The 21,379-nt window shown below is 34.5% G+C and carries 13 protein-coding genes and 6 pseudogenes; 15 read left to right on the plus strand and 4 right to left on the minus strand.

Features of this window, described 5'->3' with window-relative positions:
• Positions 1 to 48 precede the first annotated feature (48 nt).
• The 6 genes from OPR24_RS01005 to ubiA all read left to right on the plus strand — a co-directional run bounded on the left by OPR24_RS01005 (position 49) and on the right by ubiA (position 8,216).
• Positions 49 to 2,283: an efflux RND transporter permease subunit gene (locus OPR24_RS01005; RefSeq protein WP_265033502.1), complete on the plus strand. Its 2,235-nt coding sequence runs from the start codon at positions 49 to 51 to the stop codon at positions 2,281 to 2,283.
• A 220-nt stretch (positions 2,284 to 2,503) separates the two neighbouring features.
• The gene (locus OPR24_RS01010; protein WP_265033504.1) at positions 2,504 to 2,944 is read left to right on the plus strand and encodes an efflux RND transporter permease subunit; all 441 of its coding nucleotides are present in this window, start codon (positions 2,504 to 2,506) and stop codon (positions 2,942 to 2,944) included.
• An 88-nt stretch (positions 2,945 to 3,032) separates the two neighbouring features.
• Entirely contained in the window at positions 3,033 to 4,595 is a 1,563-nt protein-coding gene (gene nusA / locus OPR24_RS01015; RefSeq protein ID WP_265033962.1) for a transcription termination factor NusA, read from the plus strand.
• A 9-nt stretch (positions 4,596 to 4,604) separates the two neighbouring features.
• Positions 4,605 to 6,929 (plus strand): translation initiation factor IF-2, encoded by a 2,325-nt coding sequence (gene infB, locus OPR24_RS01020; protein WP_265033506.1) that lies wholly within the window; start codon positions 4,605 to 4,607, stop codon positions 6,927 to 6,929.
• Between the two features lie 9 nt (positions 6,930 to 6,938).
• The gene (locus OPR24_RS01025) at positions 6,939 to 7,355 is read left to right on the plus strand and encodes a ribosome-binding factor A (protein WP_164225054.1); all 417 of its coding nucleotides are present in this window, start codon (positions 6,939 to 6,941) and stop codon (positions 7,353 to 7,355) included.
• Positions 7,356 to 7,358: 3 nt separating this feature from the next.
• The gene (ubiA, locus tag OPR24_RS01030) at positions 7,359 to 8,216 is read left to right on the plus strand and encodes a 4-hydroxybenzoate octaprenyltransferase (RefSeq protein WP_253307364.1); all 858 of its coding nucleotides are present in this window, start codon (positions 7,359 to 7,361) and stop codon (positions 8,214 to 8,216) included.
• A gap of 706 nt (positions 8,217 to 8,922) precedes the next feature.
• Here ubiA and OPR24_RS01035 read toward each other — a convergent pair.
• Positions 8,923 to 9,147: pseudogene (locus tag OPR24_RS01035) on the minus strand (transposase); the annotation flags it as partial.
• A gap of 84 nt (positions 9,148 to 9,231) precedes the next feature.
• Here OPR24_RS01035 and OPR24_RS01040 point away from each other — a divergent pair.
• The 3 genes and pseudogenes from OPR24_RS01040 to OPR24_RS01050 all read left to right on the plus strand — a co-directional run bounded on the left by OPR24_RS01040 (position 9,232) and on the right by OPR24_RS01050 (position 11,936).
• A pseudogene (locus OPR24_RS01040) lies at positions 9,232 to 10,243 on the plus strand (IS630 family transposase).
• Positions 10,244 to 10,276: 33 nt separating this feature from the next.
• Positions 10,277 to 10,683, plus strand: a pseudogene (locus OPR24_RS01045) (DDE-type integrase/transposase/recombinase); the annotation flags it as partial.
• 74 nt (positions 10,684 to 10,757) lie between these two features.
• Positions 10,758 to 11,936 (plus strand): ribonuclease D, encoded by a 1,179-nt coding sequence (locus OPR24_RS01050; RefSeq protein ID WP_265033507.1) that lies wholly within the window; start codon positions 10,758 to 10,760, stop codon positions 11,934 to 11,936.
• Between the two features lie 155 nt (positions 11,937 to 12,091).
• Here the strand turns inward: OPR24_RS01050 and coaE are convergent, their stop codons facing one another.
• Positions 12,092 to 12,679 carry a dephospho-CoA kinase gene (gene coaE / locus OPR24_RS01055; RefSeq protein WP_265033508.1) on the minus strand — a complete coding sequence of 196 codons (588 nt, stop codon included), beginning with the start codon at positions 12,677 to 12,679 and terminating at the stop codon, positions 12,092 to 12,094.
• A gap of 166 nt (positions 12,680 to 12,845) precedes the next feature.
• Between coaE and OPR24_RS01060 the strand changes: the two genes are divergently transcribed.
• Together OPR24_RS01060 and OPR24_RS01065 are read left to right on the plus strand one after the other, a co-directional pair.
• Entirely contained in the window at positions 12,846 to 14,249 is a 1,404-nt protein-coding gene (locus tag OPR24_RS01060; protein WP_265033509.1) for an NAD(P)H-dependent flavin oxidoreductase, read from the plus strand.
• An 80-nt stretch (positions 14,250 to 14,329) separates the two neighbouring features.
• A complete protein-coding gene (locus OPR24_RS01065) occupies positions 14,330 to 15,160 on the plus strand; it encodes a hypothetical protein (RefSeq protein ID WP_265033511.1) in 831 nt (276 codons plus the stop codon).
• A gap of 294 nt (positions 15,161 to 15,454) precedes the next feature.
• Here OPR24_RS01065 and OPR24_RS01070 read toward each other — a convergent pair.
• Together OPR24_RS01070 and OPR24_RS01075 are read right to left on the minus strand one after the other, a co-directional pair.
• Positions 15,455 to 15,826, minus strand: a pseudogene (locus OPR24_RS01070) (IS4-like element ISWosp8 family transposase); the annotation flags it as partial.
• 8 nt (positions 15,827 to 15,834) lie between these two features.
• Positions 15,835 to 16,846 (minus strand): annotated as a pseudogene (locus OPR24_RS01075) (IS630 family transposase).
• Positions 16,847 to 16,932: 86 nt separating this feature from the next.
• Between OPR24_RS01075 and OPR24_RS01080 the strand changes: the two are divergent.
• From OPR24_RS01080 to OPR24_RS01095, 4 genes and pseudogenes are all read left to right on the plus strand, one after another.
• Positions 16,933 to 17,868, plus strand: a pseudogene (locus OPR24_RS01080) (sugar phosphate nucleotidyltransferase); the annotation flags it as partial.
• Between the two features lie 133 nt (positions 17,869 to 18,001).
• Positions 18,002 to 19,231: a lipoprotein-releasing ABC transporter permease subunit gene (locus OPR24_RS01085; RefSeq protein WP_265033513.1), complete on the plus strand. Its 1,230-nt coding sequence runs from the start codon at positions 18,002 to 18,004 to the stop codon at positions 19,229 to 19,231.
• Positions 19,224 to 19,955, plus strand: coding sequence for a hypothetical protein (locus OPR24_RS01090; RefSeq protein WP_265033514.1), 732 nt, complete (start codon positions 19,224 to 19,226; stop codon positions 19,953 to 19,955). Before OPR24_RS01085 ends, OPR24_RS01090 begins: the two co-directional genes overlap by 8 nt.
• Positions 19,952 to 21,205, plus strand: coding sequence for a tetratricopeptide repeat protein (locus tag OPR24_RS01095; protein WP_265033515.1), 1,254 nt, complete (start codon positions 19,952 to 19,954; stop codon positions 21,203 to 21,205). Before OPR24_RS01090 ends, OPR24_RS01095 begins: the two co-directional genes overlap by 4 nt.
• Positions 21,206 to 21,379 lie beyond the last annotated feature (174 nt).

Here is a 21,379-nt window from a genome sequence, read left to right on the forward strand (position 1 = left end):
ACTTTAGTATGGCTTTTTTCCCATTATTGTCTATCCGTTCTTTGTATAGTGGGAATTGGTATCAATGTCGGCTTAATTGGTAATTTGCCAGAAAGAGCCTTAACTGAAATAGCACGCAAGCTAAAGAAAGAAATAGAATCTCTGCCAAATGTTCTCAAAGTTGAAGTGGCAGGTATGCATAAAGAAACAGTGGAAGTTATAATTGAGCCCACAGTTCTAACAAAATATAACATTCAATCAAACGAAATATTCCAAGCTATATCAAGCAATAATAGACTAGTGGGAGCTGGGTCACTGGAAAACGATACCGGTAAATATTTGATTAAAATATCAGGGTTATTAAAAGATATAGAAGATATTATGAATATTCCTATTAGATCTCAAGGCGATGCAGTTTTGAGAATCAAAGATATAGCAAAAGTATACCCTAGGTTTGAGGATCACCAAGGGTTTGCTAGCATTAATGGATTACCTAGTGTCGTGCTAGAAATTTCAAAACGTAACGGAAAAAACATAATAGACACAGTAAATCAAGTAAAATACTTAATGGATAAGGCAAAAGATCAATTACCTGAAAATTTAAAAGTGGTGTACTTAAATGACCAGTCAAAAAACGTCCGCGATGTGCTTGATGACTTGGAAAACGGCATAATATTCGCTGTGTTGTTAATATTGATCATAATGATGCTTTCTATGAGAACAAGGATTGCTATTCTTGTGGCACTCTCGATACCCGGTTCCTTTCTCATTGGGATAATAGCTCTTTACTTTATGGGCATAACCTTAAATATCGTTGTGCTCTTCAGTTTCATCATGGCTGTTAGCATGCTGGTTGATGATGCAATTGTGATCAGCGAATATGCCGATAGAAAGATGATCTGCGGAATGGACAAAGTAGAAGCCTTTCACACTTCAGTTCGTGATATGTTTTATCCGGTTCTATCATCGACGTTAACTAAATTAGCAGTGTTTTTTCCTCTATTATTCTGGCCTGATACTGTTGGTAAATTCATGCAGTACATACCAATTACAATAATTCTAACTTTGATTGGATCGCTCATTATGGCTTTGGTTTTTATACCAACACTTGGTGCAATATTTGGTAAGCCTTCAATAACCTCAAAAAAAGAAATAAAAAAAATGAGTGCTATAGAAAGTGGTGAGATAAAAAATGCTGGGCCTATAATAAGAGCTTACATACGCATGCTAGAGAAGGTTTTAGATCATCCTAAAAAATTCATATGTGCTACTGTATTCGTCCTGTTTTCATTTAGTGTGCTGTACTTTACCTTTGGTCCTGGAGTGAAGTTTTTTCCGAAAGTGGATTCAGATAATATTTTAATCAGTGTTAAAGTAAAAGAAAGCTTATCAGCTAAAGAACAAGATCTGATACTCAAAGAAGTGGAAGAACGCATTTTGAGCGTTGAAAAAGAAATTCATGTTTCTTATGCTAGATCAGGAGCATTTTCAGACAACGTTATCGCCAGAATTCAACTAGAACTTATGGATTGGCGCTTCAGGCGCAAAGCTAAGCACATATTAAACGATATAAGAAGCAGTGTGCAAGACATGAAAGGAATAATAATTAATGTTCAAGAGGAAAAGTTAGGACCGTCGGCTGACAAGCCAATACAAATTAACCTCAGCGGAAGTGCATCTAATCTGAATTTAGCAGCAGAGAAAATTCTAAAAATTATGGACCAACCTTCATCCGGGTTTATAAATATTCAAGATAGCAGATCAGCACCTGAAATAGAGTGGAATATGAGTGTTGATAAGAGTAAAGCTACAAGTTCTGGAGTAAGTGTTGCAACCATTGGCGATTTTATAAAGATGGTTACAAATGGAGTGTTGATTGGAAAATATAGACCAAATAACACGGATGAAGAAATCGATATTGTACTCCGTTTCCCCAGAAGGGACCGCAACATGAAGACTATAGATAATCTTTTTATCAATACAGTTAATGGCCCGTATCCTATGAGCAACATAGTAAAATATGCTCCCGAAAAAAAGGTAAACAAACTAAATAGGATTGATGGATTACGTACAGTGACAATTTCCGCTGATGTGGATACTGGCTATCTTGTTAATGAAAGAGTAAAGTTCATTCAGAATTCTATTGCCCAGGATTGGGACAAGGGAGTAAAAATTGATTTTAAAGGCGACAAAGAAGATCAACAAAAATCAGGAGCATTTTTGTTAAAGGCTTTTATATTAGCGATTACACCAATGATATTGGTATTAGTGACACAGTTTAATAATGCATACGCGTCAAGTTAAGGCCCAATATAGCACCATTTAAAGTGGGTATCTTGTTTGTTACATTTATTTTTTTGGAAATTTTGATCTAAAATAAGATAATTCTTTTAGAAGAGTCTATAAATTACTAGCTTTATTACTTAATATCTAAAATAATCTTTACCACTTTTCTTTTTCCTTATGCTACTTTCCCTTAACTTGACGTGTATGGTTTAATAATGTATACCATACATTTATCGTAATGACAGCAGTGTTTTTATCCACCACATGTGTGTTTTTTGTTTTCTTTCTTATCCAACAAGTTTTCGTAGTTGTTATGTGTGGAGTGGGGATAATTGCTTTGGCAGGAATTATAGTGAATAATAACATACTATCGCTTGATGCCTTTCATCACCAAATTAAGGTACACAAAAATGACATCAAGCGATGTGTAATAAACGCTGCAATTTCTCGCGTTAGGCCAATATTGCTTACCGTTGCAACCACAGTTCTTGGTTTAATACCGATGATTACCAGGTTAAATATCAATTTTTTTACGCTACAAATCACATATGATGCTCCATCAAGCCAGTGGTGGGTTGACATTTCAACAACCATAGCAAGTGGAATATTGGCTGCAACGGTCTTAACTTTATTCTTTACTCCGGCGTTGCTTGTCATACAAAGACATGAAAAAACTTGACTTAAATTAGCAATCATTTAACATTTAAGATAGCGTTCTTTGCCCGTTGAAGCTATAATTATAATTAATTACATTGGATTTATTTATTATGATTGCTAATCGTAAAAGCAGTGTTAAGCAGAAAAGTAACAAGAATAACATAGTTGGAAGCCTTGATGTAATAAAAACAGCAGGAGAACTTTCACTTCAAAAAGGTTTAGATTTTAATGTTGTAATAAAGGCACTAGAAAGTGCTATAGAAGCAGTGGCTTATCAAAAATATGGTAGCAAAAGTAAAATTGTAGTTAATATAGATAGAAATACAGGCAAAGTTATTTCATACAGAAAACTAAAAGTTATTGATGACGAATCAGATGGAGAAAAGAATACTGAGTATGAATCAATTACGCTGACACAAGCTAAATTAATAAAAGGAGATGCAAAAGTTGGAGATACTGTTAGTGAATTGCTCTCTCTTAACACTGATCTTGCTTCAGCAAGGATTGCCCAGCAAAAGATTGCTCAAATAATTAAAGATGAAGAGTCAAAAAAGCAATATGAGGAATTTAAAGATAAGGTGGGAGAAATAAGGTATGGTATTGTTAAACAAGTAGAATATTCAGATCTTATTATAGACATAAATGGCACTAGGGCATATCTTCCATTGCGAAATTTGACCGGTGGTGAATCATTTCGTGAAGGCGATAAGGTTAAAACTTACATACAGACCGTTAAGCGCTCTGATGATGGACGTCAAATTATTCTTTCTAGGACTCATGAAGGCTTTTTAGAGGCATTATTAAATCAAGAAATACCAGAAATTGCTGACGGGTTAGTAACAATTAAAGGTATAGCTAGAGACGCCGGCTCAAGGTCTAAGGTTGCTGTTTTCTCTCCTGACAAGAACATTGATCCAGTAGGTGCTTGTGTTGGAGTTAAGGGAGATAGAATAAAAACTATTATACACGAATTAAATGGTGAAAAAATTGACGTTATAAATTACTCCTCAGATTTGGGTCAATTTGTTATTAAAGCCATTACTCCTGCAGAAGTATCGAAGGTTATTATTGATGAAAATGAAAATTGCATAGAGTTAATAGTTGCTGAAGATCAATTGAGTTTAGCTATAGGAAAAAAGGGCCAGAATGTAAGATTAGCTTCAGAGCTTGTTGGATGGAAAATTGAGATATTAAGCACTCAGCAAGAATCAGAAAGGCGAAGTAAAGAACTTAGTCAATGTTCAGCTTTATTTGCTGAAGCTTTAAACTTAGAAGAGATTATGGGTCAGCTATTGGTAACAGAAGGTTTTTCAAGCGTAGAAGATATATCCAACGCTTCAATTAAAGAGCTTGCTTCAATAGAGGGCTTTAATGAGGATATTGCAAACGAACTTCATAACAGAGCAAACAAGCACCTGAAAGCAGAAAATGATAGAAAAATAGAAGAGCTAAAAAGTCTAGGTATGGAAGATGATGTAATCAATTTAACTTTATCAATAGACAATAAAATTGCTCTGAGTAAACATGATATTAAGACTTTAGAGGACATAGCAGATTTATCAAGTTATGAGTTTTGCAGCATACTCTCTTCCTCAGCTGATAGTAAAGAAAATCTAAAAGATACAGTAGACTCAATAATCATAGAAGCACGTAAAAAGCTTGGGTTAATATAATAAAATAATATGAATAATGAAGATATCAGTAATAAAAAATTAACGCTCCAAGGCTTAAGCAAGCTTAAATTAGACCTCAATTTAAACTCTTCAGCTAGCCCAAGTACTGGAGCTACAATAGTAAAAAAAAGAAGAAAAAAATCTCATGATGCAGAAGAACATAATTTATTTGACGAGAGTAAATTAGGTTCTTTAACAGAGAAAGAACAAATTTTCCGCATTAATGCTGTGCAGAATGCTGCTTTGCTGAAAGAAAGAAATCAGAGAGAAGAAAAAGAGAAAACAGCAAAAGAAGACAGCAATAAAGAGATTGACGAGAAAAATGAAGCGGACACTTTATCTAAAGAAATAAATAAGAAAGTTTTAAGTAATACTCACTTAGTTGAACTAAGAGAAGATAATATTGACTATGAGGGCGACGATAAAAAGTCTTCTAAAGTCAACAAAGATATATATTCTAAGCATTCTAAACTGGTAATTGCACAGGCAATAGATGAAAAAACTGAACAACCCCCTGTATTTAAGCAAAGATTTGGTATAAGAAGTAGAAAGTCAAAGTTTACTAAGGGTAAAAATATATCAAGAGAAGTTATTATACCAGATAAAATAACTATCAGGGAGTTATCTGTTCGTATGGCAGAAGATAGCAAGAGTGTGCTAAAAATGTTCAAAGAAGAAGTCGGTGAGAGTTATAGAGTAGATGATCTGGTGGATCCAGATATAGCATCTGAAATAGTGGAAAAATTTAATCATACGGCTAAACGAGTGAGCGATACCAACAGAGAAAAGGATTCATTTTTTATAGAAGGCAGAGAAAGCCTGCCTAAAAAACCTAAACCACCAATCGTCACTTTTATGGGACACGTCGATCATGGTAAAACCTCATTGCTCGATGCATTTCGTGAATCTAATGTTGCAGAAAGAGAGTCAGGTGGCATAACTCAACACATAGGTGCTTATCAAATAACGACAAAAGATAAGCAAAAAATTACTTTTATTGATACACCAGGACATGAAGCGTTCACTGCGATGCGTGCACGTGGTGCCAATATTACTAATATAGTCGTAATAGTAGTTGCAGCTGACGATGGAATCATGAAACAAACAGTTGAAGCAATAAATCATGCAAAAGCAGCAAATGTTTCTATTATAGTTGCTATTAATAAAATTGATAAATCTGAACCTGGTGATGTAGAAAAAATAATTAATAGTTTGCCTCAATATGATCTCATCTCTGAAGAGCTTGGTGGTGATATTATGATTGTGCCAGTATCAGCAAAAAAGAAAACTAATTTAGATAAACTAGAAGAGGCGATTTTGTTAATCGCTGAATTAATGAAGCTAGAAGCAATAGAAGATTGTCGAGCACTTGGATGGGTAATAGAATCCAAAATAGATAAAGCGAAAGGAATATCAGCTACATTGATAGTTGAGGAAGGAACGTTAAAGGTTGGTGATATATTGGTAGTTGGTACAACATACAGCAAAGTACGTAGTATGGTTAATCACCTTGGTCAAAGAGAAAAAGCAGCACTACCCTCCGCTCCAATTGAAATTACTGGTCTAAATGGTGTGCCAAATGCTGGAGATAAATTTGTTGTTGTAAATTCTGAAAAGCAGGCGCGTGAAATTGTTGAATACAGACTAGAGTTGATCAAGAAAAAGAAAGAAGATTCAGACGACAATAATTTAGATATATTCAGTCGTAATAACAGTGAAACAGAAGAACTATCTGTAGTTTTAAAGTGCGATGTAACTGGTTCTATTGAAGCAATATCAAGTTCAATTGATAAACTCGGTAAAGACCAAGTGAAATTAAATATCCTACACAAAGCAGTAGGAGGGATAACAGATTCAGATGTGCTGCTTGCAGAAGCATCAAGTGCAGTAATTTTAGCTTTTAATGTAAAAGTGGACTCAAAAGTAAGGGACTTGGCAAAACAAAAAGGTGTAGAAATACATACTTATAACATAATATACGAGCTCATTGACGACATGAGAATGTATTTAACTAAAATGTTAAAGCCTGTTACACGAGAGGTTCGTGTTGGTTCTGCATCTGTGAGGCAAATATTTAACGTATCTAAAGCTGGTAATATCATTGGATGTTACGTAAGTGATGGAGTCATAAGAAAAGATTCTTTAATTAAGGTAGTGCGTGGTGGCAAATTGGTGCATGAAGGAAAGTTAAAAGCACTACGTAGATTTAAAGATGATGTTAAAGAAGTAGGTGTAAACTTTGAATGCGGAGTATCACTAGAGGGTAATATCGATATTAAAGTTGGAGATATTCTGGAAGCTTATCAATTAGTGCAAGAAGAAAGGGTGTTATAGTAGATGGATATGAAAAAGGAAATTAGAAACCTAAAAATAGCATCGGTATTGCATAGAGCAATATCAAGAGTCCTAATGGAAGGTAAGGTGTTCAATAAAAATGTAGCGGTATCTGACGTAAAATTAAGTAAAGATTTGAAAAAAGCAGATGTATATATTGTGTTATCTTCATTGAATATCCAAGTAGCTGACTACTCAGATTCAGAAAAAAGTACATGGATTTCAGCATCACGCACTGGAGATCCTTCTGAGGATAATTGTGATATTAACACTGTTGTTAATGAAATGAACCAATCTGCATGGTCAATACGTAAATCTATATTGTGTTATGTTGATTTGCGATTTATACCTGAGTTAGTTTTCAAGCCTGATTTAGCGTTCGATAATTTCGTTAATGTAAGCAAAATATTACATAATCACACTTAATTAATGTATTTCAACCGTTACTTTTCATTAATGAGACTGCACAGTTTAACAGGTTTGTGGCTTGTGCTATTTCCCAGTTTGAGCGGTATTCTTTTAGCCTCAACTTCTCTATCGTATCAGGCTCTTTTTCTCCTTGTTTTATTTACTATAGGTGCATTTTTAATGAGACCTGCAGGGTGCATAATCAATGACATTTTCGATAGGGAAATAGATGCGCACGTTGAACGAACAAAATATAGGCCACTTGCAAGTGGTGCATTAAACATAAAGCAGGCTTTGGTTTTACTCTCACTGCTACTATCTATCGCCTTGGTAATTTTATTGTTAACTAATAAAACCACACTCATACTTGGAATAATCTCAATGTGTATGATAGCTACTTACCCTTTATTAAAGCGGTATGTTTGGTGGCCACAATTGTTCTTAGGGTTTACCTTCAATATGGGATCGCTCATGGGCTCAGCAGCAATAATAAACCAGATCAGTATAGAATCCTTGCTGTTTTATATAGGATGCGTCTTTTGGACACTTAGCTATGACACCATATACGCTCATCAAGATAAAAAAGATGATGAAAAACTCGGAATGAAATCTACCGCATTATATTTTGGTGATACAACAAAATCTTGGTTGAAAAGATTTTATTTAATATCTCTTATGACGTGGCTATATGCTGGTATCTTATCATCATTAAATAACATCTTTTATATTGCTCTACTTGCTGTAGGGTTCATATTTCACCGCCAATACAAAAATTTCAATCCTGACGATCCCAGTCAATGCATGTCCATATTTAAAAATAATTCCTACGTAGGGTTGCTTCTCTTTTTTGGCATCCTTTTAGATAGAATTATCACCTAGGTCTCAAGAGTTTTGGCTCTAATGAAGTCAATAAACTCAGGTAGCTCGCAGAAACGAAAAAACTTCCTTGACAAACTCCGCCAGCCCCCTTATCACAACACTGAAGCTATTTATTTATCTTCGCAATCTCTGCAGTGGATTAATGACAAAAAAACTTAATGTATTTGGCGTAAATCATGCTTAATTTTTTGCACTATGTGCACCTCATGTCTTTATAAAACTTTAGGTTTCTACCTATACAAGCCGAAACGCGCTTATAAAGCGTTTAAGACAGTAAAAGACGTCAAATAGACAAGGGAGAATTTGAATACTAGCTACCCTGGGGTTTCTTTGCCTTTTTTTCCGCTCAGTAAATTTCTTAACGTTTATAATTTAGGTTAGTCGCATTTAAAAGCAGCTAAATTGCAGCGTTTAGAACAAAAAACGCCAATATTTTGAAGTACATATAAATAACTAGCCAACCATGGGGCTTCTTTTGCCTTTTTTTCACTCGGTAAATTTCTTAATGTTTGTAGCTAAAGCAATTTAAGAGACCGAAAATGGTGTCATTCCAGCGCGTGACGCTGGAATCTAGTCTTTATTATGCAGCCACTTATTTAAAGTTAAGTTTTCTGGATCCAAGTAGTCTGGGCACTGGGATGACACCTTGACAATCGTCATCCCGCTACGTGTTAGCGGGATCTATGCTAAGAACGCTAACTATGGATTAGCCGATAAAAAAAGAGCTGGAGATAGAGGGCTTTTTGGGTTGCATGGAATATGAAATGAGTGTAGAAAAAATGTGAACTAGGAAGTTAACAGGGGATCTATGGCGAGTATCTAATCTGTTTTTCAGGTAACCAAAAACCGTTTCGATGATAGATCTTTTCCTCAGGAGAATCTTCTCATTTAGCGAGATTAATGCGTTTTTCATACCTTTTTTTATCTTGGTAGTACCAATTCCCACTATACAAAGAACGGATAGACAATAATGGGAAAAAAGCCATACTAAAGTAAGTGAAGTAGCGAGGTATAAATGGCATTAAGATCAAAATTATTGGATGAAAAAGTAGTAGAATCAGCAAAAGAAATGCTGAAGAAAGTAAGGAACAATGCATATGTTTCAAAAAAACTAAATGCTGTAATTGCGGCAAAAAAGCATAGTATAACGGCTGTAGCAAAAATATATTGAATTTCAAGAAGCGCACTAACTTCGTGGATAAAACTCTTGAAATTTGGCAGAGAAGAAAAACTGTTTGCTCCTCCATCACGCCGTAGAAAAACTAAATTAAATCAGGCTCAACTACAGCAAATTGAAGCATGTATAGAAGAAAATCCTAATATTACCATTAAAGAAATGAGAATAAGAATCCAGGAAAAGTTCGGATTAAATATCAGCAAATCTACAGTACACCGCCATATGCAAAAGATGAAATTTTCATATATTACACCAAGACCAGTACACAACGTACAAGATAAAAGTAAACAAGAGGAATTCAAAAAAAAATCTCAATGAAGTTATTGGCAAGTATCCAGAAAAAGAGCTATTTTTCTTTGATGAATCAAGGTTTGGCACACATTCGAAAGTTGGGCATGGATGGTTTAAAAAAGGCACTAGGACTCGGGTTAAAATAAAATTAGGTAGGCATAATTTTTATCTCTACAGTGCAGTTAATCCTAAAAATGGAGAGAGTTTTAGCTTATTTGCACTAAATGTTAACACTGATTGCATGAATGTATTTCTTGAGCAAATGTCGCAATATCTAGGGACAAGAGAAGCTGTTCTTGTTATGGACTGTGCTAGTTGGCATAAGTCAAAAAATTTAAAGGTAGCTAAAAATATTGAGATTATATACCTACCTCCATATTCACCTGAACTCAATCCTGTTGAGAGGCTTTGGTTATACATAAAACAGAACATTTTGCGCAATAAAATATACGATGCAATTGCTCTGCTTTAGGGTGCTTTGTGCAAATTTATTACTTCTCTTGCCAGCTCCACAATTAAACAACTCTGCAATTTCTCCTATTTGACTGACCAACAATGAGAATTGGTATTATATAAAAACTAAGGAAGGTTGTTGGCAGCAATAATTGACCTATATTCACGTATGGTAGTTGGCTGGTCAATGAGTAGCTCAATAAATAAACAATTGGTTATTGACTCTTTATTGATGGCCGTTAATAAGCGCAAACCCGATAAAAATCTGCTGTTACATAGCGATCAAGGGTCACAGTATACCTCTCAAAATTACCAATTTCTATTGAATACAAAAAACATCATTTCCAGCATGAGCCATAAGGGATGTTGTTACGATAACTCTGTTGCAGAAAAGTTCACTCAAAAGGGAGCTGCTTATTGATACTTCTCGCTCAACAAACCAGAACTGCCATATTTGAATACATAGAAATCTTTTATAACAAACAACGTAGGCATTCTACTATTAATTATTGCATTCCTGCACAATTTGATGCATCATTCTCATGACAAAAACGTCTTAACTTTCTCTCTACTTTTTCTGGGTAAGGTCAGATAAAGTAGAACCACCAAGTGAAAAATATATGCTAATTAGTACAACATCAGAGCTGGAAGATACGTGTGAAGAATTAATAGCAAAAAAGCCGAAATTTATAGCAGTTGACACGGAGTTCATTAGAAATAATTTAACCTACTACCCAAAATTATCGTTAATTCAAATTTCTTACGGAGAGAAGAGTTTTATTGTAGACGCATTAGTGCCAGAAATTGATTTATCATTCATTAAGAAAATAATGCTAAATCAGGGGATAACCAAAGTGTTTCATAGCTGCCGGCAGGATATAGAATCCTTACTCACTGTGTTTAAATGTATTCCCACTCCCATTTTTGATACCCAAGTTGCCGCTATGTTTTGTCATTATTATCATGACTTTATTGGTTACTCAAAAGTAGTAGAGCAATATCAAGGAGTAGTGCTGTATAAAATTAAAGCTAAAAATTCAGATTGGTTAAGGCGTCCGTTGTCCGAGGATCAGTTAGACTATGCAATAAACGACGTGGTACACCTATATGACTTATACCAAATATTGTGCAATAAACTTGAAGAAAATAATAGGATGTGTTGGTTTCAAGAAGAGATGGAATCAATAGTTAATATAAATAAGTATTTACATAGTCCAAAAGATGCATGGAAGAGAATTAAATTTAATTATGAAGCAAATCCAAGATTGGTATTAACTGTTAAAGCAGTTAGTGAATGGCAAGAGACCTTAGCACAGCGCTATAATATGAATCGTAATAAAGTAATTAATAATGCTGTAATAGCTGGTTTTGTTGAAAAAAATGTAGAGCATGTTGATGAGATTTTAGATGATCTCAAGAGGAATGCAAAAAATATAAAAGATGCAGATTTACTAGAGTTTGTGAATATTTTTAATGAAAATGAAAGAAATTGGATGCAGCAAAACAACATCTTACCGAATAATTATGACAAATCTGTATTCGATATACTCTCAATTATTTTAGATAGTAAATGTAAAGAAAGTAACATATCAAGGAAATTAGTTTCTTCAAAAGATGAGTTAACCGGGTCAATATCTGGGCAGATAGATAAACTATTCAAGGGGTGGAGATACGATTTTTTTGGCAGGTCAGTTGAATCATTTTTGAACACAAGCTCAAAATTTGAGATTTCAGCAGTGAAATCCGCAAATAATACAACTAAAATTCGGAGTAATTTGGTGGAGAATAACTGTTGCTAAAGTAACTTAGATTGATCGACAATCGTCATTCCGCTGCTTGTTAGCGGGATCTAGAGATACCGCGGCGGTATGGCGGTTCGCGGCAGTATGAAGATAACCTCGTCATCCCGCTGCTTGTTAGCGGCCAAGAGATACCGTGACGGTATGACGTAGAGCTACGTGTTGAGGTTTAATGAATCCACTATTTTTTTTATTTGAGAAAAAACATACTCTTTGCTTACACTGGTATCGATAATAAAGTCACTCATCTTCCTTTTTTCCTCAATAGATAACTGAACATTGAAGATTAAATTTAGCTTTTCTTTATCTATGTTGCGTTCGTTAAGTCTTTGAGCTTGCACAACGCTATCTGCATAGATAAAAATAATAAGGTCACAGTATGAATGAAATTTTGTTTCTAATAGAAGTGGCACATCTAAAACTAAAAGCTTTCTATCGATCTTTTTTTCCTTGGCAATAAAAAATTCTAATTCACGCAGCACAGCAGAGTGAATCAAAGATTGAAATTGTTTCCAATTTTCATCGTAGGCTAAGAAATATTTAGACAGTACTGTTCTACCTATTTCACCATTTACTACCACTCCAGGAAAATTTTTTTCTGCATAACTTATTATGCTTTTATCCACTTTATAAAGTTGGTGTACAACAGAATCAGCATCAAACACAGCAGCACCAAACTCTTGAAAGCAATTAGCTACAAAGCTCTTTCCTACTCCAATTCTGCCTGTTAGACCTATGATCATATAGCAAAATACATTAGACTTCTTTCGAAACTATATTACAGTAGCTGCTGTGTCTACTCAAAACCCAAATTTGGCTATGCAGAGGCTCTGATGATATAAGAAAAAATAAACAGCTATTATTTTTTTAGTAATTAAGTAAAATAGAGTGAAAGATTGCGAGGAAGTTTTGAAAAATAAGATAAAAAAGATAGTAATTTCAGGAAAGGAAGTGTGGCCAATCATTGAGGGCGGCAAAGGCATCGCAATCAGTGATGGAAGGTCAAGTGGAGCATTTGCTGCAGCAGATGCTGTGGGTACGTTTTCTGGTGCAAATGCTAAGCTTATTGATGATAATGGTGAGTTAGTGCCGCTGATTTACAAAGGCAAAACAAGAAATGAAAAACACAGTGAATTGATTGAGTATAGTATTAAAGCTGGAATCAATCAGGCAAAAATAGCGAATGAAATATCAAAAGGTCATGGAAGAATACATATGAATGTGCTTTGGGAGATGGGAGCAGCAGAACGCGTGCTTAATGGCATATTAGAAAAAGCAAAAGGCTTAGTTCATGGTATTACCTGCGGTGCTGGTATGCCTTATAGGCTTGGAGAAATTGCAGCTAAATATCAGGTTTATTATTACCCTATTGTCTCATCGGTGCGTGCTTTTAAAGCATTATGGAAGCGTACTTACCAAAGAATATCTTCCTATTTGCTTGGTGGAGTAGTGTATGAAGATCCATGGCTTGCTGGAGGGCACAATGGACTCAGTAACAGTGAAGACCCAGAGCTACCACAGGCTCCATTTGAAAGAGTTGCAGAGCTTAGATCTTTCATGAACGAGATCGGTCTTTCAGAAACACCAATTGTTATGGCAGGAGGAGTGTGGCATTTGAAAGATTGGGAACATTGGTTTGACAATCTGCAAATTGGACCAATAGCTTTTCAGTTTGGCACTCGTCCACTTTTGACGAAAGAAAGCCCAATTTCTGCAGAGTGGAAAAAAAAGCTACTCACTTTAGAAGAAGGTGATGTATTTTTAAATAAATTCAGTCCAACAGGGTTTTACTCATCTGCAGTAAAAAATAACTTCATACGTGAGTTGCAGAAACGGAATTCAAGTCAAATAAAGTTTTCAGAAAATGCCAGCGAAGAATTTAGTAGTGAATTTGCAATGGGTAGCAGAGGTAGGAAGATCTACCTTACTTCAAAAGACAAAGAGCTGGCAAATACATGGACTAAAGCAGGGTATACAGAAGCAATGAAAACTCCAGATACAACTGTTATTTTTGTGACGCCAAGCAAATTTGCAGAGATAAGACAAGATCAAATCAATTGTATGGGATGCTTAAGTCATTGTTTGTTTAGCAATTGGAAGGATCACGGCAACCATTCAACAGGACAAAAGCCAGATCCACGGAGTTTTTGTATACAAAAAACACTGCAAAACATTATACATGACGGCGATATTGAAAATGAACTCATGTTTTCCGGGCACAATGTGTACAAATTTAAGCAAGATCCGTTTTATGAGAATGGCTACGTACCGACAGTAAAAGAGCTGGTGGAAAGGATATTAACCGGATATTAAGTTATGGTTGATTTGACAAGAAGACGTTACTTTATTATAATAAGTATTTATTAATTTAGTCTTAACTTAAGAGGGTATTTATGGTAGCAAGTGATAGTGTTTTAAAAAGGTATGCGTTAGCCTATATAAAGAAATCAGGTGGTAACAGTGATGTTAAAGAGTTTTTGCGGTATTTTAACAATACACGGAATTTAACTTGGGACGAGGATACATTTGCAGAGGCGTATAAAGAGCATACACGTCTAAACTCAACTAATAGACGCAATACAGAAAGCAGAAATAATCAATATAACGCAGGGAATAACAGGCAACCTACAGGCCCTCAGGTTACACACGTACATGTACATAATGATAGAGGTTTAGATTTTTGTGATTATTTACTACTTCGCAGCCTGTTTGGTGGTCATACTACAGTTATAAATAACCCTGGTTTCAGTAGTGGTAGCCATCAAAGCAGAGAAGATAAGAAAAAAGATTCAGAAGACAACAGGAAGTTATTGGCTCTAGGTATAGCAGCTGCAGTTGTGTGTGTTGCTTTCCATGCTGGTGTGTGTTTTTGGTATAACAGCAGCAGAAAAGCGGCTAGAAAAGAAGAAAAAATAGATTACCTGGATAATAAACTTAAGATGCTTAGGAATATAGAATTTGCAGTTGGCGCTGTTTCTTTAGCAGCTTTGGTAGCTTATGTTGTTTACCCAGTCTTACCAGTGTGGGGTTTAGTTATCCTTGGCGTTAATTTTCTCGTATGTTTTGCTGGTGGTTTAGCTTTTCATATGAAGCATGAGAAAGAATCAGATAATATTGAGAAGGCTAAAGGAGCGGTAAGAAGCTATCTTCAGGATACTTCTCCAAGTGCTCCTCTTTTGAGTGAACTTAATAATTCTAATGTGGGAGGGGTGTTTGGGAATTGAAGGGGTGCTAAACCCATAACTGTACGAACATTTTGATTTGGGCCCATCAGGAGGGTGTCATCCCAGTGCTTGACACTGGAATCCAGTTTTCCATATAATCTCATTGAAAACGTTGTGTTTTAACAAACACTTTCTATGCTAGTTTGCTTGCTTACAAGCAAACTTTTCTGGATCCCAGTGTCTGGGCACTGGGATGACACCCTACTTAACCGTCATACCGCGATTCATTCGCGGTATCTCATCCGCTAACAAGTAGCAACTGTTCTCCCAATGGCGTCAACTTAAGAGCATACATTAGCAAACTCTCCTAAAGACATGATGGCGTTTAGGCTTATCTACTTTATCGCGGCTATAGAATCTTCCCGGTCGGATCTTAACTTTAGCGCGTATACTTGCTCTATCAAAAAGGGCTTGAAAATCTTTTGGCGCAACAAGCACTTGATAAAGTTTCTGTCTCATCACACCAAATAAAACTGAAAAATTTAAACGATACTCAGCAATTTGATCTGGGTTCCAAGGCCCTTGTGCATCACACATATGAAGCGATAATATATTGCACATGACCAAGTTTGCCCAAAATTCTTGTAATACAGCCTCTCCAGAAAAATTCTCTAACTCTGCTCCTACTTTGAGTAGTTTATAGCACTCCTCTATGTGCCACCTTATACCAATTCTCATTGTTGGTCAGTCAAATAGGAGAAATTGCAGAGTTGTTTAATTGTGGAGCTGGCAAGAGAAGTAATAAATTTGCACAAAGCACCCTAAAGCAGAGCAATTGTATCGTATATTTTATTGCGCAAAATGTTCTGTTTTATGTATAACCAAAGCCTCTCAACAGGATTGAGTTCAGGTGAATATGGAGGTAGGTATATAATCTCAATATTTTTAGCTACCTTTAAATTTTTTGACTTATGCCAACTAGCACAGTCCATAACAAGAACAGCTTCTCTTGTCCCTAGATATTGCGACATTTGCTCAAGAAATACATTCATGCAATCAGTGTTAACATTTAGTGCAAATAAGCTAAAACTCTCTCCATTTTTAGGATTAACTGCACTGTAGAGATAAAAATTATGCCTACCTAATTTTATTTTAACCCGAGTCCTAGTGCCTTTTTTAAACCATCCATGCCCAACTTTCGAATGTGTGCCAAACCTTGATTCATCAAAGAAAAATAGCTCTTTTTCTGGATACTTGCCAATAACTTCATTGAGATTTTTTTTTGAATTCCTCTTGTTTACTTTTATCTTGTACGTTGTGTACTGGTCTTGGTGTAATATATGAAAATTTCATCTTTTGCATATGGCGGTGTACTGTAGATTTGCTGATATTTAATCCGAACTTTTCCTGGATTCTTATTCTCATTTCTTTAATGGTAATATTAGGATTTTCTTCTATACATGCTTCAATTTGCTGTAGTTGAGCCTGATTTAATTTAGTTTTTCTACGGCGTGATGGAGGAGCAAACAGTTTTTCTTCTCTGCCAAATTTCAAGAGTTTTATCCACGAAGTTAGTGCGCTTCTTGAAATTCAATATATTTTTGCTACAGCCGTTATACTATGCTTTTTTGCCGCAATTACAGCATTTAGTTTTTTTGAAACATATACATTGTTCCTTACTTTCTTCAGCATTTCTTTTGCTGATTCTACTACTTTTTCATCCAATAATTTTGATCTTAATGCCATTTATACCTCGCTACTTCACTTACTTTAGTATGGCTTTTTTCCCATTATTGTCTATCCGTTCTTTGTATAGTGGGAATTGGTATTAGTTAGCCTATGAGGCTGACTCTATAGTTACTTTTGGAGTCAAACTTCATGAATTCGATTCTGAATACGGCTATATAAATGCAGTTTATGATCATAAGGAAAAGTATCATATAGTAAAGGATTTCATAGAGAAACCTGAGCATGTATTAAGTAATGATTATTATTGGAATTCTGGAATATTTGTGTTCAAAGCAAAACGCTATATAGATGAGATCAAAAAATCTGCCCCAAGTCTTTATAATTTATGTTTTGCAAGTGTGAAACATTTCATACCGCAAGAGAGATTTCTGTATTTAAAACAACGAGATTTTGCAGGAATTGAAGGCATATCCATTGATTACTTGGTAATGGAAAAAGCAAAGAACATTACAATGGTAGAGGCTAATTTCGATTGGTTGGATGTTGGAACTTGGAATTCAGTTTTAGAATTGAGTGAGGAGTTTAGCAAAGAACCGGTGTCATTTCAGCATGTGATTAGAGAAAAAGAACCAGTTTCAACGACAGAAAGTAATAAAAATTTATTGGGTGGAGCTTATAAGCAACAAAACAAAAGCCCAATATCGTTTATTAATAAGGTTAAGAAAGCAAAAGCGATAAGAAGAGAAATCAAGCCATGGGGATTTTATAGTATAATTTTAATGAGCGAAAATTTTCTTATAAAATATCTTTTTATAAATCCATTAAGCTGCACTTCTAAGCAATTCCATCACTATAGAGATGAATACCATATAGTACTATCGGGAGTTGGGTATGTTAGTTTAGGCGACAAAGAATATGCTATAGTAAAAGACCATATGATAGAAATCCCAAGGGAAGTTTCCCATAGGATTGAAAATAGAAGCACAAGCTCTCCACTTGAAATAGTTGAATTTCAGATAGGAGAGCATTTATCTGATAATGATATAGTGAGATTGGATGATGTATATGGAAGATTTTGAAATTCTAATGTTAAAGATACTCTATAAGTCTGCTAAATTTAAAGGAGTAAAAATATCTAGTTTTCAAATAAAGAAAAGTCTACAATTATACGAAGTTTCAAGAATATAATGTTTAACCTCAAAATATTTTGTAATGTCCATTGCCTTTGAAATTACTATGGCTGCTTGCTATTTGCGAGCGAAAAATGCCAGATTTTGCTCTATAACAACTTTGTTCTCTATTATCAGCATTGCCCTTGGAGTTGCAACACTAATAGTGGTGATGTCTGTGATGAACGGATTCAGAGCAAAGTTGCTTGACTCAATACTTGGCATTGATGGCCATATTAATGTTTATTTTGATAGGAACATAAATTCAGATTACTGCACAGTTTCGAAATCTATTGAGAAAATTCCTGGTATATTAAAAGCTACTCCTATGACCAATGATCAAGTTATTATTGTAGCAAATGGTAAAATTGCAGGTAGCGTAGTGCGAGGTGTTTCAACTAAAGATTTGCTTGATAGTACTACCATTACAAATAATGTAATTATAGGTGATGTAAAAAAATTTGATGAAGGGATAATAATAGGAGCACGATTGGCAGAAGCTTTGAACGTTGACTATGGCGACGAAATTACGTTTATATCATCTGAAGAATTTGATGCATTACTTGGTGAAATGCTGCGAATGAAAAAATATAAAGTTATAGCAATATTTGATATGGGTATGTTTGAGTATGATAATACCTTGATATATATGCCTCTAAAATCAGCACAAGCCTTTTTTAATTATGAAAATAGCATAAAAAATATAGAAGTACTTGTAGACGACGTTACTAGAGCTGGTAAGCTGGCAGATGCTCTAGAAAAAGAAATAGGAATGAAAGCTGAAAGTTGGCAATCACAGCAAAGCCATTATTTTAGTGCTTTAAAAACTGAAAGAAATGTGATGTTTTTAATTCTTACTTTGATTATAGTTGTAGCAGCGTTTAATATTATCTCAAATTTAATGATGATAGTGCAAGAAAAGAAATCCGCAATTGCAATTATGCGTACATTTGGTGCAACAAGTGGAAGCATTATGCGCATATTTTGCGCTTGTGGTCTATTAATCGGTTTTACGGGAACTTGTCTTGGCTGTATTATAGGTGTCGTTTTTTCTCTCAATATCGAAAGTATTAGAGTGTTTTTAGAAAACATTACTAACGTCAAGCTGTTTGATCCTATGATATACTTTTTTTCAAGTTTACCGGTGATATTAGTCCCTCAAGATGTAGTAAGTATTTCTGCACTTGCGTTACTCTTATCATTTTTAGCGACAATTGCTCCTGCATTGCAGGCAGCTGCACAAGATCCTGCGGAGATACTACGTTATGAATGATACTCAGCAAAAGTACATAGGTTGGTTCTTAATTGTATTGTTATTTACCGGTTACATCACAATAAATAACATAATCTTTTTAAAAATAAGTCAGCAAGAAAGCGAAGACAATATAAATGTTTTAACGGAAAAAATAGATGAATTCAGAATGTCACTTGAAGTTAATCAATCCAGGGTAGAAAAAAAGATATTTGACTTAAAGAGAGTTCTGCACACTCAATGTGAGCAAGGTGATGGTAGCTCAAGGCATAAGAACCTCGCAAGATTGCTGCTACTTGTAGTTAAAATGAAGAATTCGTTATTGCGAGAAGCAAAATTTGATAATCATATAAATTCAATAAAGCCTTTGATATCAGAGCTTGATGATCCAGAGATAGAAAATGCAGTAAATGAATTGGAAAGTTTGAAAGAGGTAGATACTTTACGTGAGTTGAAGTTATCTTTTGAGAAGACCATTGCTGTTATTAACTACAATAAAAGTACATTGTCTAAAAAAATCATTTCAAACTGGATTAGAATACAAGATAAAAATGACCCATTAAGGGCAAAATTCGCAGAAATTGAGGAGTCAATAAACGATAATGATTGGCAAAATATAACTGTTACAGTAAGCAATTTAACGCATTCAGAATTCAAGCCATGGCTGAATAAATTGAATGGTTTTATTGTAGCTTCTAAGAATATTTCAACAATATATAATCACTTATTACAATATATCTCATGATTTATTTTATAATTTTCGTTCTTTCGTTTTTATTTGGCATATGGGTCAAGGTAAGTGGTGAAGTAATAAAATTGGAATTAGGCAATTACACTATAAGTATTGATCTATATTTCATTATTTTTACTTGTGTAGTTTTATTATTTTTATTAATTACACTTGTACGCTTTTTTTCCTCTATTTTATCAACATTTGCCAACATAAGAAATAGAAGAAGGGATAGGGAAGAATTGCTTCTCTTTGAAGCTTTCTTTAGCATAGACTTAAACAATATAGAGAATGCCCAAAAGGTAGTTAAAAGTCTAAATGAGAAGAGCGATAGGTTGTCTTTAATAAAGCTCTTTAACTCAGGTAAGACGGGAAATTACAGCTTTTTCAGTAACGGTTTAACAAATATTGCAAATAAAAATCGTAACTTAGCTCTACTTCTGGCCAATAAGCTGATTGTTCACCTCAAACAAGAAAAAGTAATCTTTCAAAAATTTATAGAATATTGCTCTAGTTCAATTAATGAAAGATCTAAAATTGCTTCTGCAGGAAAAAATGATAAAATGCTATCTATTCCCTTTCAAATAGAGCATTGCATATTGAAAGAAGATTGGATTAATGCGATTTTGAGGTTAAAGGAAGCAGTTAAGTTCAATATTTTTCTTCCATTTGACCATAAAGAAATGTTTGCAGTTTTTTATTGTGCTTTGGCAAAACAATATGAAAGTAAAGGGGATTTTAAAGGAGCTATAAAGTCTTTATTCAGAGCACAAAGTTATTATGCAACCTTTCGGTCCATCAATTATTTAAAAGCAGAATTATATATTAAACTTGGAAAAATTAGAAAAGCTTCTGCAGTGCTAGAGGCAGAATATGCAGTAAATCCTACTCCTCAGTCAGCTAAAATGTACATCAATTTAAATAGTAAAGGTGCTGAAAGACTATACAACTTATGCCCTGATTATTATTTTAGTTACTGTTTACTTGCTTTGTCCTCAATGAGTTCAGGTAAATATGATCTTGCAAGTCAATATTTAGACACTGCTATGAAAAAGGCTAATTACATGTCAATCTACTTTATTGTAATACAACTTAAGGTTACATTGCAAGAACACGACAAGGTAATTTATTGGCTAAACAAGATGGGCTCAGAAGCTTTGCCTGATCCGGGCTGGAAGTGTAAAAATTGTAACAGAGAACTAAAGCAATGGGATCATAAATGTTCAAATTGCAATAGTTTTAATTGCGTTTATTATATATTATAAGGTTCCACAAAGTGTGATGATAATAATATATGGGAAATTACCATCAAAGACCTCTATTGAACAATTTTTGGAGTAGATCTCTTAATATAACCCTTATTTCAAAATAATAAACCTGCAGGTTTTTAGTTAGACTTGGTTCTAATGTCAAAAAAACTTGCTTTTAGACACTAACAA

The sequence above is a fragment of the Wolbachia endosymbiont (group A) of Sicus ferrugineus genome (genome assembly GCF_947251515.1).
GTDB lineage: Bacteria > Pseudomonadota > Alphaproteobacteria > Rickettsiales > Anaplasmataceae > Wolbachia.